Source organism: Staphylococcus coagulans (assembly GCF_002901995.1).
GTDB lineage: Bacteria > Bacillota > Bacilli > Staphylococcales > Staphylococcaceae > Staphylococcus > Staphylococcus coagulans.
Map to the genome: position 1 here is coordinate 23,585 of NZ_PPQN01000015.1, position 17,267 is coordinate 40,851.

Genomic DNA, 17,267 nt, shown 5'->3' on the forward strand with positions numbered 1-17,267 from the left:
CTAAAGGAGGACAAAAAATGGCTAAAAAAGGTAAAAAGTATCAAGAAGCTTTAAACAAAGTTGATCGCCAAGCATTCTATACAGTAGAAGAAGCAATCAGCTTAGCTAAAGAAACATCTATTGCTAACTTCGATGCTTCAGTTGAAGTGGCTTTCCGTTTAGGTATTGATACACGTAAAAATGACCAACAAATCCGTGGTGCAGTTGTATTACCACACGGTACTGGTAAATCTCAACGTGTATTAGTTTTTGCTAAAGGCGACAAAATCGCTGAAGCAGAAGCAGCAGGTGCTGACTATGTTGGAGATGCAGAATATGTAAACAAAATCCAACAAGGTTGGTTTGATTTTGATGTTGTTGTTGCAACACCAGATATGATGGGTGAAGTTGGTAAATTAGGTCGTGTATTAGGACCTAAAGGTTTAATGCCAAACCCTAAAACTGGTACAGTAACAATGGACGTTAAAAAAGCTGTTGAAGAAATCAAAGCGGGTAAAGTTGAATACCGTGCAGAAAAAGCGGGTATCGTACACGCTTCAATCGGTAAAGTTTCATTCGATACAGAAAAATTAGTTGAAAACTTCAAAACTTTACAAGATGTGTTAACAAAAGCTAAACCATCTTCAGCTAAAGGTACTTACTTTAAGTCTGTTGCAGTAACAACTACAATGGGCCCTGGTATCAAAGTCGATACTGCAAGTTTCAAACTTTAAAACGAATCACTTAATGATAAAATCATTAAGTGGCTTGATAAATAGAAAATAATGGTTGACTTATTACACAAAAGCCGTTATATTAATTTTTGTTGAATATTTTACCTAAGACAGTAGGAGTTCTAACTGAACTTAAAAATCATCCTACCGAGGCTAAAATGGACTTGAACGTATGAACTTTCAAGCACTTTTTGCCGTGGGTAAAAAGTGCTTTTTATTTAAGTCTTGGACTTAACTATAAAAAGCACCTAAAACTTATCGATGGAGGTGTCAAAATGTCTGGAATCATTGAAGCGAAAAAACAACAAGTTGACGTCATTACTGATCAACTTAAAAGTTCTGTTTCTACAGTAGTTGTTGACTACCGTGGTTTAACAGTAGCAGAAGTAACAGAATTACGTAAACAATTACGTGAAGCTGGTGTTCAGTACAAAGTATACAAAAACACTATGTTACGTCGTGCAGCAGAACAAGCTGGTATTGAAGGTTTAGACGAGTTCTTAACTGGACCTACAGCAGTAGCATTTACTACTGAAGACGTTGTAGCCCCAGCTAAAGTCATCGCTGGATTCGCTAAAGAACACGAAGCTTTAGAAATCAAGACGGGTATCATGGAAGGTAGTATCATTACTGCTGATGAAGTGAAAACAGTTGGTTCATTACCATCACACGAAGGTCTTGTATCAATGCTTCTTTCTGTATTACAAGCGCCAATGCGCAACTTTGCTTATGCAGTTAAAGCTGTTGGAGAAAACAAAGAAGAAAACGCAGAATAAACGATAAATTAAAACTTAAAAATTGGAGGAATATTAACATGGCTAATCAAGAGCAAATCATTGAAGCAATTAAAGAAATGTCTGTTTTAGAATTAAATGACTTAGTTAAAGCAATCGAAGAAGAATTTGGTGTAACTGCAGCAGCACCAGTTGCAGCAGCAGGTGCTGCTGGCGGAGACGCAGCAGCAGAAAAAACTGAATTTGACGTTGAGTTAACTTCAGCTGGTTCATCTAAAATCAAAGTTGTTAAAGCTGTTAAAGAAGCAACTGGTTTAGGATTAAAAGATGCTAAAGAATTAGTTGACGGTGCTCCAAGCATCATCAAAGAAGCTTTACCAAAAGAAGAAGCTGAAAAACTTAAAGAACAATTAGAAGAAGTTGGCGCTTCAGTAGAATTAAAATAATTCGTTGATAAGTGAAAAACCCGCTATTTTTGGAATAGCGGGTTTTTGAATACAATACGATAAAGAGGTGTGACACCGTGAGTCATTACTATGATGCACATCCTGATGCAACACCAGATGAGAGAGAAATTAGCTATCATTATCAGCAACACGAACTGCCACTCACAACAGATGCAGGTGTGTTTTCTCGTGATAAAGTTGATTTCGGCTCTGATTTATTGATACAGACATTTTTAAATGAACACCCGCCAGGTCAATTGAAAAGGATTATTGACGTCGGTTGTGGTTATGGACCGATTGGTTTAATGGTGGCCAAAGTTGCACCCCATGATCATATTACAATGCTAGATGTAAACCATCGTGCATTAGCATTAGCTAAAAGAAATGCCAAAGCGAATGGCATCTCAAATGTGACGATACAAGAGAGTGATGGGTTAGCAATGATAGAAGACGAAGCATGTGACTACGTTTTGACTAATCCACCTATTCGTGCTGGTAAACTAGTGGTTCACCAAATTTTGACAGATGCATACCGCGTACTTAAAACTGAGGGTGCATTGTATGTCGTTATACAAAAAAAGCAAGGGATGCCTTCTGCTAAGAAAAAAATGGATGAGGTTTTTGGAAACGTCTCATCTGTCAAAAATAGTAAAGGTTACCACATATTAAAGAGTTTTAAATCTTGATTTTAAATATTGACTATGATATAGTTGTAAGATGAAATAATTATGTTCAATAAGTGTGTACTTTTACGGTTAAAGTTTCATTGTAACATTTCAAAATAAGACTTATAGAATAGAAAATGGTGTCATCGATTATGTGCTACCGTTTTCTTTTTGTCTTGTTACATGATGAGAACTGAAAAGTGTTCGCACAATTTTTGAGGGGTGAATCTGTTTGGCAGGTCAATTTGTCCAATATGGAAGACATCGTAAACGTAGAAACTACGCAAGAATTTCAGAAGTTTTAGAGTTACCAAACTTAATTGAAATTCAAACAAAATCGTATGATTGGTTCTTAAAAGAAGGTCTTTTAGAAATGTTCCGTGATATTTCTCCAATCGAAGACTTCACGGGTAATCTTTCATTGGAATTTGTAGATTATAGATTAGGTGAACCGAAGTATGATTTAGAAGAATCAAAAAACCGTGATGCAACATATGCGGCACCATTACGCGTTAAAGTTCGTCTAGTTATTAAAGAAACAGGCGAAGTGAAAGATCAAGAAGTATTTATGGGAGATTTCCCTTTAATGACAGAAACAGGTACTTTTGTAATTAATGGTGCGGAACGTGTCATTGTATCTCAATTAGTTCGTTCACCGTCTGTCTACTTTAATGAAAAGTTAGATAAAAATGGTCGTGTGAACTATGATGCGACTGTTATCCCTAACCGCGGTGCATGGTTAGAGTATGAAACAGATGCGAAAGATGTTGTTTATGTACGTATTGATAGAACAAGAAAGTTACCATTGACAGTATTATTACGTGCATTAGGTTATTCAACTGACCAAGAAATCATTGATTTAATTGGAGACAATGAATACTTAAGAAACACTTTAGAAAAAGATAGCACTGAAAATACAGAACAAGCATTATTAGAAATTTATGAACGTTTACGTCCAGGTGAACCACCAACGGTAGAAAATGCTAAAAGCTTATTGTATTCTCGTTTCTTTGACCCTAAACGTTATGATTTAGCAAGCGTAGGACGTTATAAAGCAAATAAAAAATTACATTTAAAGCACCGCCTATTCAATCAAAAATTAGCTGAACCTATTGTAAATACTGACACAGGTGAAATTGTTGCTGAAGAAGGCACAGTTTTAGATCGTCGTAAGTTAGACGAAATCATGGATGTTCTTGAAACAAATGCTAACGCACAAGTTTACGAACTTCCTAATAGTATTATCGATGAACCTGTAGAAGTACAATCTATTAAAGTTTATGTACCAAATGATGATGAAGAACGCACAACAACTGTAATTGGTAATGCATTCCCAGATTCAGAAGTGAAATGTATTACACCTGCTGACATCGTAGCGTCTATGTCATACTTCTTTAACTTATTACATGGTATCGGTTATACAGATGACATTGACCATCTTGGTAATCGTCGTTTACGCTCAGTTGGTGAATTATTACAAAACCAATTCCGTATTGGTTTGTCAAGAATGGAACGTGTGGTACGTGAAAGAATGTCTATTCAAGATACAGACTCCATCACACCACAACAATTAATTAACATTCGCCCAGTGATTGCATCAATAAAAGAGTTCTTCGGTAGCTCACAATTGTCACAATTCATGGACCAAGCGAACCCACTTGCTGAGTTAACACACAAACGTCGTTTATCAGCTTTAGGACCTGGTGGTTTAACACGTGAACGTGCACAAATGGAAGTTCGTGACGTACACTATTCTCACTATGGTCGCATGTGTCCAATTGAGACACCAGAGGGTCCAAACATTGGTTTGATCAACTCACTTTCAAGTTATGCACGTGTGAATGAATTTGGATTCATTGAAACACCATACAGAAAAGTAGACCTTGAAACAAACACAATTACAGACCGTATTGATTACCTTACTGCGGATGAAGAAGACAGTTATGTTGTTGCGCAAGCGAACTCAAGACTTGATGAAAACGGACGCTTTATCGATGACGAAATCGTTTGTCGTTTTCGTGGTAACAACACAACTATGGCTAAAGAAAAAATGGACTACATGGACGTATCGCCTAAACAAGTTGTTTCAGCTGCGACAGCATGTATTCCGTTCTTAGAAAACGATGACTCTAACCGTGCATTGATGGGTGCGAACATGCAACGTCAAGCAGTACCATTGTTAAACCCAGAATCACCATTTGTAGGTACAGGTATGGAGCACGTAGCTGCACGTGATTCAGGTGCTGCTGTTATTTCTAAGTATCGTGGCCGCGTTGAACATGTTCAATCAAGCGAAGTTTTAGTACGTCGCTTAGTTGAAGAAAATGGTCAAGAAGTAGAAGGCGAATTAGACCGTTACCCATTAGCGAAATTCAAACGTTCAAACTCAGGTACATGTTATAACCAACGTCCTATTATCGCAGCAGGCGATATTGTTGAAAAAGGCGAAATTCTTGCAGATGGTCCATCTATGGAACTCGGAGAAATGGCTTTAGGTCGAAATGTTGTTGTTGGATTTATGACTTGGGATGGTTATAACTACGAGGATGCCGTAATTATGAGTGAGCGTCTTGTTAAAGATGATGTTTATACTTCAATTCACATCGAAGAATATGAATCTGAAGCTCGAGACACAAAACTTGGACCTGAAGAAATTACACGTGATATACCAAACGTTTCAGAAAACGCACTGAAAAACTTAGATGACCGCGGTATTGTATACGTTGGCGCAGAAGTAAAAGATGGTGATATTTTAGTCGGTAAAGTAACGCCTAAAGGTGTTACTGAATTGACAGCAGAAGAACGCCTATTACATGCGATCTTTGGTGAAAAAGCACGTGAAGTTCGTGATACGTCATTACGTGTGCCACACGGTGCAGGCGGTATCGTTCTTGATGTTAAAGTGTTTAACCGTGAAGAAGGCGATGATTCACTTTCACCAGGTGTGAACCAACTTGTTCGTGTATATATCGTTCAAAAACGTAAAATTCATGTAGGGGACAAAATGTGTGGTCGTCACGGTAACAAAGGTGTCATCTCTAAAATTGTTCCTGAAGAAGATATGCCGTACTTACCAGATGGCCGTCCAATTGACATCATGTTAAACCCACTAGGTGTACCATCACGTATGAATATCGGACAAGTTTTAGAGTTACATTTAGGTATGGCTGCTAAAAACTTAGGTATTCACGTTGCTTCACCAGTATTTGACGGTGCCAACGATGAAGACGTATGGTCTACAATTGAAGAAGCAGGTATGGCGCGTGACGGTAAAACAGTACTTTACGATGGCCGTACAGGAGAACCATTTGACAACCGTATTTCAGTTGGTGTGATGTACATGTTGAAACTTGCGCACATGGTAGATGATAAACTTCACGCACGTTCAACTGGACCATATTCATTAGTTACACAACAACCTCTTGGTGGTAAAGCACAATTTGGTGGACAAAGATTTGGTGAGATGGAGGTATGGGCACTCGAAGCTTATGGTGCAGCATATACACTTCAAGAGATCTTAACATACAAATCAGATGACACTGTAGGTCGTGTGAAAACTTATGAAGCGATCGTTAAAGGTGAAAACATTTCAAGACCAAGTGTTCCTGAATCATTCCGCGTATTGATGAAAGAGCTACAAAGTTTAGGTCTTGATGTTAAAGTGATGGATGAACAAGACAATGAAATTGAAATGCGCGATTTAGATGAGGATGATATTCCAGATCGTAAAGTCAATATTCAACCATCTACTGTTCCAGAATCTCAAAAAGAATTTAACGAATAAATGCATGTTGAAAATCAAAAACGATCTTGAATAGGAGATCGCAAAGTCGCATGAGACGTCATAGCGTGCCGATAGTTATGCACGTTCAATGTAACTTTTAAGGATTTAATTGCGTTAAGAACATGAGACGCGTTAAAGACTTAACCTGAACTTGATTAAAACGAAAGGAAGACGAGTGGCGCTTTTGCTACTCGAGAAGGGAGATGTGTGGAAACCTACACGCATCTTCTCTATCCTGTTTGTTAAATAGACATTGCTTTAATATATTATGAAATCGTGTGAATCAATCAACTAGCACAGCTAATTTAAACTAAAGGAGGTAGGCTCCTTGATTGATGTAAATAAATTCCATTACATGAAAATAGGACTCGCTTCACCTGAAAAAATCCGCTCTTGGTCATATGGTGAGGTCAAAAAACCAGAAACAATTAACTATCGTACTTTAAAACCAGAAAAAGATGGTCTATTCTGTGAAAGAATTTTCGGACCTACTAAAGACTGGGAATGTAGTTGTGGGAAGTATAAACGTGTACGTTACAAAGGTATGATTTGTGACCGATGTGGTGTAGAAGTGACAAAATCAAAAGTACGTCGTGAACGTATGGGTCACATTGAGTTAGCAGCTCCAGTTTCGCATATTTGGTATTTTAAAGGAATCCCAAGCCGTATGGGTCTTTTGTTAGACATGTCACCACGTGCTTTAGAAGAAGTTATTTATTTTGCTTCTTATGTCGTTGTGGATCCAGGTCCAACAGGCTTAGAAAAGAAAACATTGCTTTCTGAAGCAGAATTCCGTGAATATTATGATAAATTCCCTGGTCAATTCACTGCAAAAATGGGTGCTGAAGGGATTAAAGATTTATTAGATGAGATCGATTTAGATCAAGAATTAAAAGTATTACGTGACGAATTGGAATCTGCAACAGGTCAACGTTTAACACGTGCCATCAAACGTTTAGAAGTTGTTGAGTCATTCCGTAACTCTGGTAACAACCCAGCTTGGATGATTTTAGACGTACTTCCAATTATTCCACCTGAGATTCGTCCAATGGTTCAACTTGATGGTGGTCGTTTTGCTACAAGTGATTTGAACGACTTATACCGTCGTGTTATTAACCGTAACAATCGTTTAAAACGTTTGTTAGATTTAGGTGCGCCCGGAATCATCGTTCAAAACGAAAAACGTATGTTACAAGAAGCTGTGGATGCGTTAATCGATAACGGTCGTCGTGGTCGCCCTGTAACAGGACCAGGTAACCGTCCATTAAAATCACTTTCACATATGTTAAAAGGTAAACAAGGTCGTTTCCGCCAAAACTTGTTAGGTAAACGTGTAGACTATTCAGGTCGTTCAGTAATCGCAGTAGGTCCAAACTTAAAAATGTACCAATGTGGTTTACCGAAAGAAATGGCATTAGAATTGTTCAAACCGTTTGTAATGAAAGAATTAGTGCAACGTGAAATTGCAACAAACATCAAAAATGCTAAAAGTAAAATTGAGCGTACTGAAGACGAAGTTTGGGACGTTTTAGAAGATGTTATTATTGAACACCCTGTACTTTTAAACCGTGCGCCAACATTGCACAGATTAGGTATCCAAGCGTTCGAACCTACATTAGTTGAAGGCCGTGCGATTCGTTTGCACCCACTCGTTACAACTGCCTATAACGCAGACTTTGACGGTGACCAAATGGCGGTTCACGTTCCATTATCTAAAGAAGCACAAGCAGAAGCACGTATGTTGATGCTTGCTGCACAAAACATCCTAAACCCTAAAGATGGTAAACCAGTCGTAACACCATCACAAGACATGGTATTAGGTAACTATTACTTAACATTAGAACGTAAAGACGCTGTTAATACAGGAATGATGTTTAACGATACGAATGAAGTAATCAAAGCTTATGCGAATGGCCATGTACATTTACACACACGTATTGGTGTCCAAGCTTCTTCATTCAACAACCCTACATTTACTGAGGAACAAAATAACAAAATTTTAGCGACATCTGTAGGTAAAGTCATCTTTAACGAAATTATTCCGGACTCATTTGCGTACATTAATGAGCCAACAGCAACAAACCTTGAGAAAAACACACCAGATAAATACTTTGTTGATCCATCAGAACTTGGTGAAGGTGGTCTAGCTGAGTACTTTGAAAATACTGAACTTGTTCCACCATTCAACAAAAAATTCTTGGGTAATATTATCGCAGAAGTGTTCAATCGCTTTAGCATTACAGATACGTCTATGATGCTTGACTTGATGAAAGACCTAGGATTTAAATATTCATCAAAAGCAGGTATTACAGTAGGTGTAGCAGACATTGTTGTATTACCAGATAAACAAGAAATCTTGGATGAGTCAGAAAAATTAGTTGAGCGTGTTCAAAAACAATTCAACCGTGGTTTATTAACGGAAGAAGAACGTTATAATGCGGTTATTGAAATTTGGACAAATGCAAAAGATAAAATCCAAGCTAAATTGATGAAATCACTTGATAAAACGAACCCAATCTTCATGATGAGTGACTCAGGTGCCCGTGGTAACGCATCTAACTTTACGCAACTTGCAGGTATGCGTGGTTTAATGGCCGCACCATCTGGTAAAATCATCGAACTTCCAATCACTTCATCATTCCGTGAAGGTTTAACGGTATTAGAGTACTTTATCTCTACTCACGGTGCGCGTAAAGGTCTTGCCGATACAGCACTGAAAACTGCCGACTCTGGTTACTTGACACGTCGTCTTGTTGACGTTGCACAAGATGTCATTGTTCGTGAAGAAGACTGTGGTACAGACCGTGGCTTACTCGTTTCAGATATTAAAGAAGGTACTGAAATGATCGAACCATTTATTGAACGTATCGAAGGTCGTTATTCAAAAGAAACTGTACGTCATCCTGAAACAGGTAAAATTATCATTCGCCCAGACGAATTAATTACACCAGAAATCGCTAAAGAAATTACGGATGCTGGTATTGAAGAAATGTATATTCGCTCTGCATTTACATGTAACACAAGACATGGTGTCTGTGAAAAATGTTACGGTAAAAACTTGGCAACAGGTGAAAAAGTCGAAGTTGGTGAAGCAGTAGGAACAATTGCTGCACAATCTATTGGTGAACCTGGTACACAATTAACAATGCGTACATTCCACACAGGTGGGGTTGCTGGTAGCGATATTACACAAGGTTTACCACGTATCCAAGAGATTTTCGAAGCGCGTAATCCTAAAGGTCAAGCTGTTATTACAGAAATTGAAGGTGTGATTGATAACATCACAGTTGGCAAAGATAGACAACAAGAAATCGTTGTTAAAGGTGCGAACGAAACACGCTCATATCTTGCCTCTGGTACATCACGCTTGAAAGTAGAAATTGGCCAATCCGTAGAACGTGGTGAAGTATTAACTGAAGGTTCAATTGAGCCGAAAAACTTCCTTGCAGTTGCTGGTTTAACAGCGACAGAAGAATACTTGCTTAAAGAAGTTCAAAAAGTTTATCGTATGCAAGGTGTAGAAATCGACGATAAGCACGTTGAGGTCATGGTACGTCAAATGTTACGTAAAGTTCGTATCATTGAAGCGGGTGACACGAAATTATTACCAGGATCACTTGTTGATATCCATAACTTTACAGATGCGAACCGCGAAGCCTTTAAAGAACGTAAGCGTCCTGCGACTGCGAAACCAGTCTTATTAGGTATTACAAAAGCTTCTCTTGAAACAGAAAGCTTCTTGTCAGCTGCATCCTTCCAAGAAACAACACGTGTTCTTACAGATGCTGCGATTAAAGGTAAACGTGATGACTTACTCGGACTTAAAGAAAATGTTATCATTGGTAAATTAATTCCTGCAGGTACGGGTATGAAACGCTACAGTAAAGTTGATATTGAAAAAGACGAAGCGCCACAACAAGGCCTTGAAGAGCAAGTCATTATCGACTAATTTGAATCATTGAAGTAAGTTGTAATATTGGGATCTGTCAATATATGATCTGTATAGACAGAAATAAAAGGTAGGGGCTGATTTCGATATCGTGTATACAATATTGAAATCAGACTGCCTGCATCCCCAATATAAGATTGACTGGTATTCACAAGTCTCTAAAAATCAATATTTATTGCGAATAACAGTTGACGAAGCATTTATGAAAATGATAATATAGTAAAGGTTGATGCAAGCAAGTACTTTGGAGGATATGTAAATGTCTAATGAAAAAGTCACACGCTTAAACAAACAAGCCTACGTTGTTGGTTTAAAAGAAACGCTAAAAGCGCTTCAAAAACAACGTGTAAAAACATTGATTATCGGTGAAGATGTTAATGTGCATCTCTTAGCACGCGTGTTATGCTTTGCCAATCAAAATAAGATACCTATCGAATTCTTTCCAAGCCGAAAAGCATTGGGAGAATATGTTGGTATAAATGTAAAAGCAACAGTTGTTGCTTTGCTCAAATGAGATTAGTAAGTTTTTGCTTACTAAATTTTATTTAACCTAAAAATGAACCACCTGGATGTGTGGGATTAAGAAATGAAGAGAGGAGGAAACTTGAAATGCCTACTATTAACCAATTAGTACGTAAACCAAGAAAAAGCAAAACTCAAAAATCAGACTCACCAGCTTTAAATAGAGGTTTCAATAGTCAAAAGAAACAATTCACTAAATTGAATTCTCCACAAAAACGTGGCGTATGTACACGTGTGGGTACTATGACACCTAAAAAACCTAACTCAGCGTTACGTAAATATGCACGTGTGCGTTTATCAAACAACATTGAAATCAACGCATATATCCCTGGTATCGGACACAACTTACAAGAGCACAGTGTTGTACTTGTACGTGGTGGACGTGTAAAAGACTTACCTGGTGTGCGTTACCATATCGTACGTGGTGCGTTAGATACATCTGGTGTTGATGGTCGTATGCAAAGCCGTTCATTATACGGTACTAAAAAACCTAAAAAATAAGGTTAAAAGATTGTAAAATCAGCCTTTTAATCATGACTGATAGAATATAAATATACTATAATAGGAAGGGAGGACTTGTATTATGCCTCGTAAAGGATCAGTACCTAAAAGAGATGTGTTACCGGATCCAATTCACAACTCTAAGTTAGTAACAAAATTAATCAACAAGATTATGTTAGATGGTAAACGTGGAACTGCTCAACGTATTCTTTATTCAGCGTTCGACCTAGTTCAAGAACGTTCAGGTCGCGATGCTATGGAAGTTTTCGATGAAGCAATTAACAATATTATGCCAGTACTTGAAGTTAAAGCTCGCCGTGTAGGTGGTTCAAACTATCAAGTGCCTGTAGAGGTTCGTCCAGAGCGTCGTACAACTTTAGGTTTACGTTGGTTAGTAAACTATGCGCGCCTTCGTGGTGAAAAAACGATGGAAGAGCGTTTAGCTAACGAAATCTTAGACGCAGCAAACAATACTGGTGGTGCAGTTAAGAAACGTGAGGACACTCACAAAATGGCTGAAGCGAACAAAGCATTCGCTCACTATCGCTGGTAAGATATGTGCTAATTCCCTGAGCAATTCTAGTATCAGTAATCAACTTGCATTTTGCTTGTTTGAGAGAGCTGTACGTGCTTAGGGTAAAGCTATATCTAAATATATTATCCTATTATTCTGGAAGGAGAAAGAATACCCATGGGAAGAGAATTTTCTTTGAAAAACACGCGTAATATCGGTATCATGGCACACATTGATGCGGGTAAAACGACTACTACTGAACGTATTCTTTATTACACTGGACGTATCCACAAAATTGGTGAAACACATGAAGGTGCTTCACAAATGGACTGGATGGAACAAGAACAAGACCGTGGTATTACGATTACTTCAGCCGCTACAACTGCAGCATGGAATGGTCACCGTGTTAACATCATCGACACACCAGGACACGTAGACTTCACTGTTGAAGTTGAACGTTCTTTACGTGTACTTGATGGTGCAGTGACAGTATTAGATGCGCAATCAGGTGTTGAACCTCAAACTGAAACAGTTTGGCGTCAAGCAACAACATACGGCGTACCACGTATCGTATTTGTAAACAAAATGGACAAATTAGGTGCTAACTTTGATTATGCAGTAAGCACTTTGCATGATCGTTTACAAGCAAACGCAGCACCAATCCAATTACCAATTGGTGCAGAAGATGACTTCAATGCCATCATCGACTTAGTTACAATGAAATGTTTCAAATACACAAATGATTTAGGAACAGAAATTGAAGAAACTGAAATTCCTGAAGACCACCGTGAACGTGCAGAAGAAGCACGTGAAACATTAATCGAAGCTGTTGCTGAAACAAATGATGACTTGATGGAAAAAATCTTCAGTGAAGAAGAAATCACTGTTGACGAACTTAAAGACGCTATTCGTCAAGCAACAACAGACGTTGAATTCTACCCTGTATTATGTGGTACAGCGTTCAAAAACAAAGGTGTTCAATTAATGCTTGATGCTGTTATTGACTACCTTCCTTCTCCGCTAGATGTTAAACCAATCATTGGTCATCGTGCGGATGATCCTGATGAAGAAGTGATTGCGAAAGCAGACGACGATGCTGACTTCGCTGCACTTGCATTTAAAGTTATGACTGACCCATACGTTGGTAAGTTAACATTCTTCCGCGTATACTCAGGTACTTTAACTTCAGGTTCTTATGTTAAAAACTCAACAAAAGACAAACGTGAACGTGTAGGTCGTATCCTTCAAATGCACGCAAACTCACGTCAAGAAATCAGCACTGTATATTCTGGTGATATCGCAGCTGCTGTAGGTCTTAAAGATACTGGTACAGGTGACACGCTTTGTGGAGAGAAAAATGACATCATCCTTGAGTCAATGGAATTCCCAGAGCCAGTTATCCACTTATCAGTTGAACCAAAATCTAAAGCTGACCAAGATAAAATGACTCAGGCGCTTGTGAAACTTCAAGAAGAAGACCCAACTTTCAAAGCGCATACAGATGAAGAAACAGGTCAAGTTATTATTGGTGGTATGGGTGAACTTCACCTTGACATCATTGTTGACCGTATGAAAAAAGAATTTAACGTTGAAGCTAACGTAGGTGCGCCAATGGTGTCTTATCGTGAGACATTCAGACAATCTGCTGCAGTTCAAGGTAAATTCTCTCGTCAATCTGGTGGTCGTGGTCAATACGGTGATGTACACATTGAATTCACACCAAACGAAACAGGTGCAGGTTTCGAATTCGAAAATGCTATCGTTGGTGGTGTAGTTCCTCGTGAATACATTCCATCAGTTGAACAAGGTCTTAAAGATGCTATGGAAAATGGTGTCTTAGCTGGTTACCCATTAATCGATGTTAAAGCAAAATTATTTGATGGTTCATACCACGATGTCGACTCATCTGAAATGGCCTTCAAAATTGCTGCATCTTTAGCGCTTAAAGAAGCTGCTAAAAAATGTGATCCAGTTATCTTAGAACCAATGATGAAAGTAACTATCGAAATGCCTGAAGAATACATGGGTGATATCATGGGTGACGTTACTGCCCGTCGTGGACGTGTAGATGGTATGGAACCACGTGGTAACGCACAAGTGGTAAACGCTTATGTACCACTTTCAGAAATGTTTGGTTACGCAACTTCATTACGTTCTAACACGCAAGGTCGCGGTACTTATACAATGTACTTCGATCACTATGCAGAGGTGCCAAAATCAATCTCTGAAGAAATCATCAAAAAGAACAAAGGCGAGTAATTCAATCATTACAAATTAGCGCGAATCATGTTAATATGACTAAGGGCAAGCCTTGTTTATAAATTGATTTTTTCAGTAAAATGATTTATAAAGGAAATATCATTATCTATCTCATGTTGGTGAGTAACTTTCATGAGAGATATTTAAAATATTAATTCTTATTCAAAGAGGAGAGATTTCATAATGGCAAAAGAAAAATTCGATCGCTCAAAAGAACATGCCAATATTGGTACTATCGGTCACGTTGACCATGGTAAAACTACTTTAACAGCTGCTATCGCAACTGTATTAGCTAAAAACGGTGACTCTGTTGCACAATCATACGACATGATTGACAACGCGCCAGAAGAAAAAGAACGTGGTATCACAATCAATACTTCACACATCGAATACCAAACAGACAAACGTCACTATGCACACGTTGACTGTCCTGGACACGCTGACTATGTTAAAAACATGATCACTGGTGCTGCTCAAATGGACGGTGGTATCTTAGTAGTATCTGCTGCTGATGGTCCAATGCCACAAACTCGTGAACACATCCTTTTATCACGTAACGTTGGTGTACCAGCATTAGTAGTATTCTTAAACAAAGTTGACATGGTTGACGATGAAGAATTATTAGAATTAGTTGAAATGGAAGTTCGTGACTTATTATCTGAATACGACTTCCCAGGCGATGACGTACCTGTAATCGCTGGTTCAGCATTAAAAGCTTTAGAAGGCGAACCAGAATACGAAGAAAAAATCTTAGAATTAATGCAAGCTGTTGATGATTACATTCCAACTCCAGAACGTGACTCAGACAAACCATTCATGATGCCAGTTGAGGACGTATTCTCAATCACTGGTCGTGGTACAGTTGCTACTGGTCGTGTTGAACGTGGTCAAATCAAAGTTGGTGAAGAAGTTGAAATCATCGGTTTAGCTGAAGAATCTTCTAAAACAACTGTTACTGGTGTAGAAATGTTCCGTAAATTACTAGACTACGCTGAAGCTGGTGACAACATTGGTGCTTTATTACGTGGTGTTGCACGTGAAGACATCAACCGTGGTCAAGTATTAGCTGCTCCTGGTTCAATTACACCACACACAAAGTTTAAAGCAGAAGTTTACGTATTATCTAAAGACGAAGGTGGTCGTCACACTCCATTCTTCTCTAACTACCGCCCACAATTCTATTTCCGTACTACTGACGTAACTGGCGTTGTTCACTTACCAGAAGGTACTGAAATGGTTATGCCTGGCGATAACGTTGAAATGGAAGTTGAATTAATTTCACCAATCGCTATCGAAGACGGTACGCGTTTCTCAATTCGTGAAGGTGGACGTACTGTAGGATCAGGCGTTGTTACTGAAATCGAAAAATAATTCATCTATTTGATGAGATAAAAGAGCTAGCCTTGTTGGGTTAGCTCTTTTTATATTGCCGCTCTGTCAAATCAGACTGATAAGCAAAGTATAGGGGTAAAAAGTAGTATCGTGTTACTTAATCTCTTTTTTGATGCGTTTCAAAATGATTCATACATAAAATGATAGACTGTACTACTAAACTATTTATAGAAGGGATACAATATAAAGCTAGCTTATCTAGAGAGCAATGCTAAAAATAACTATCTTTTCTTGTCTCCGTATCATGAACAAAGCTATAAGTAACTACTGTTATGAGTTGAATTAAAAGATCAATGGTATCTTACTAGTAAAAGTATTCTATTAATTCAATAGTACACTTCCATTCGAAATGTATTGCTTTTAAGCGTTAAAGTGTGTATGATGGAAATTATCTAAATATTCTCACTTCACTTTTGATTGCGGGATATGATTCCGTTGAGTGTATTGTGTATAAGATGGGATAAATTAAACTATTTAATTTGAATTGGAAAGTGGGAAAACCATGGAGAATTTGACAGCAAAGCAATTTGTAATGAATATTTTGAATGGCATGGCTATTGGTGTCGTCGTTGTGCTTATTCCAGGTGCATTACTAGGAGAATTAATGAAAGTATTAGTACCTGTTCTGCCATTTTTGAAACCTATCGTAGGGGCTTTGGCATTGTCTAATGCGATGATGGGACTCGTGGTGGGTGTATTAACCGGTTTAAACTTTAAATTTAATCCAATCCAAGCTACGGCATTGGGATTAGCGACGATGTTTGCATCAGGTGCAGCGCAATTTGGAAAAGAAGGTATGATTATACTTAAAGGTACGGGCGATGTCATCAACATGGGACTGACAGCAGCATTAGGAGCAGCTGTGATTTTGTTTATCGGTGATAAGTTAAAAGCCTATACGATTTTAGTGATACCACTTATATTACTCGTAGGCGTTGGCTTTATTGGACGCTTGATGTTGCCGTACGTCATGCAAATCACCACATGGATTGGACATGGGGTCGCAGCACTATTGAGCCTTCAGGCAGTCGTGATGTGTATCATCATAGCAGTGATATTTAGCATAATGATTGTGTCGCCGATTACAACTGTAGGTATTTCACTTGCGATTTCAATTTCAGGCATTGGTGCAGGTGCAGCAAATATTGGTATTTGTGCAGCTGGTTTCGGATTTGCGATATTAGGTTGGTCAGTTAATACGAAAGGAACAAGTGTGGCACATTTTATTGGCTCGCCTAAAATGTCGATGGCGAATGCAGCGCAAAAGCCTATTATTTTACTACCTATTGTGTGTACAGCGGCTTGTTGTGGTCTGATTGCTTCTCTATTAAATATTATTGGCACACCTATGAGTGCAGGTTTTGGATTTAGTGGCTTAGTAGGACCCATTAATTATTTAAATTTAGTAGACGGTGGTTGGAATATAACTAATTTTATAAAAATGTTAGTTGCTTTTATTATTGCGCCGGTTGGATTCAATTTCTTATTTAAATATCTATTTATGCGTGTGTTCCCCATTGTGAAACCTGAAGATTATCGTTTGAATATTTAAAGCGTTAGCTGAAGCATTGTCACATTCAATTGAAAATCGCTTCAACCTATACAACGAAATATAAAAAGAGAGGAGGGGACAATGGTTTATAACTTATAAAAAATAAGAAGGCAAGACGTTGAAGTCTGCCTTCTTAATAATTGAATAAAAGTAAACCATGCGCTATGCGTATGGTTCCGGAAAGGTTCTACCGTTGTATTAAAATAGGCACCTCAGCATGCTAGAATAATATTTGG

At 38.2% G+C, this 17,267-nt stretch carries 12 protein-coding genes and 1 other annotated feature; all 12 genes read left to right on the forward strand.

Annotated elements, in window-relative coordinates; translation table 11 throughout:
• Positions 1-17: 17 nt before the first annotated feature.
• The 12 genes from rplA (at position 18) to CD118_RS04435 (ending at position 17,031) form a co-directional block, all read left to right on the forward strand.
• Positions 18-713, forward strand: a complete 696-nt coding sequence (gene rplA / locus CD118_RS04375) for a 50S ribosomal protein L1 (protein ID WP_050331764.1) — start codon at positions 18-20, stop codon at positions 711-713.
• 86 nt (positions 714-799) lie between these two features.
• Positions 800-939 (forward strand) — a sequence feature (ribosomal protein L10 leader region).
• A 49-nt stretch (positions 940-988) separates the two neighbouring features.
• Positions 989-1,489: a 50S ribosomal protein L10 gene (gene rplJ / locus CD118_RS04385; RefSeq protein ID WP_016424298.1), complete on the forward strand. Its 501-nt coding sequence runs from the start codon at positions 989-991 to the stop codon at positions 1,487-1,489.
• Positions 1,490-1,527: 38 nt separating this feature from the next.
• Positions 1,528-1,893: a 50S ribosomal protein L7/L12 gene (gene rplL, locus CD118_RS04390; protein ID WP_016424299.1), complete on the forward strand. Its 366-nt coding sequence runs from the start codon at positions 1,528-1,530 to the stop codon at positions 1,891-1,893.
• A gap of 77 nt (positions 1,894-1,970) precedes the next feature.
• Positions 1,971-2,579 (forward strand): class I SAM-dependent methyltransferase, encoded by a 609-nt coding sequence (locus CD118_RS04395; RefSeq protein ID WP_060830368.1) that lies wholly within the window; start codon positions 1,971-1,973, stop codon positions 2,577-2,579.
• 211 nt (positions 2,580-2,790) lie between these two features.
• On the forward strand, positions 2,791-6,342 hold the full coding sequence (gene rpoB / locus CD118_RS04400; protein WP_050331762.1) for a DNA-directed RNA polymerase subunit beta: 3,552 nt from the start codon (positions 2,791-2,793) through the stop codon (positions 6,340-6,342).
• Positions 6,343-6,670: 328 nt separating this feature from the next.
• On the forward strand, positions 6,671-10,291 hold the full coding sequence (gene rpoC / locus CD118_RS04405; RefSeq protein WP_050331761.1) for a DNA-directed RNA polymerase subunit beta': 3,621 nt from the start codon (positions 6,671-6,673) through the stop codon (positions 10,289-10,291).
• A gap of 259 nt (positions 10,292-10,550) precedes the next feature.
• On the forward strand, positions 10,551-10,805 hold the full coding sequence (locus CD118_RS04410; protein ID WP_016424303.1) for a ribosomal L7Ae/L30e/S12e/Gadd45 family protein: 255 nt from the start codon (positions 10,551-10,553) through the stop codon (positions 10,803-10,805).
• A 95-nt stretch (positions 10,806-10,900) separates the two neighbouring features.
• Positions 10,901-11,314: a 30S ribosomal protein S12 gene (rpsL, locus tag CD118_RS04415; RefSeq protein ID WP_016424304.1), complete on the forward strand. Its 414-nt coding sequence runs from the start codon at positions 10,901-10,903 to the stop codon at positions 11,312-11,314.
• An 82-nt stretch (positions 11,315-11,396) separates the two neighbouring features.
• Entirely contained in the window at positions 11,397-11,867 is a 471-nt protein-coding gene (gene rpsG, locus CD118_RS04420) for a 30S ribosomal protein S7 (RefSeq protein ID WP_014614746.1), read from the forward strand.
• Between the two features lie 138 nt (positions 11,868-12,005).
• Entirely contained in the window at positions 12,006-14,087 is a 2,082-nt protein-coding gene (gene fusA, locus CD118_RS04425) for an elongation factor G (RefSeq protein WP_050331760.1), read from the forward strand.
• A gap of 183 nt (positions 14,088-14,270) precedes the next feature.
• Positions 14,271-15,458, forward strand: coding sequence for an elongation factor Tu (tuf, locus tag CD118_RS04430; RefSeq protein WP_016424306.1), 1,188 nt, complete (start codon positions 14,271-14,273; stop codon positions 15,456-15,458).
• A 523-nt stretch (positions 15,459-15,981) separates the two neighbouring features.
• A complete protein-coding gene (locus CD118_RS04435; protein ID WP_103356310.1) occupies positions 15,982-17,031 on the forward strand; it encodes a PTS sugar transporter subunit IIC in 1,050 nt (349 codons plus the stop codon).
• Positions 17,032-17,267: the final 236 nt, after the last annotated feature.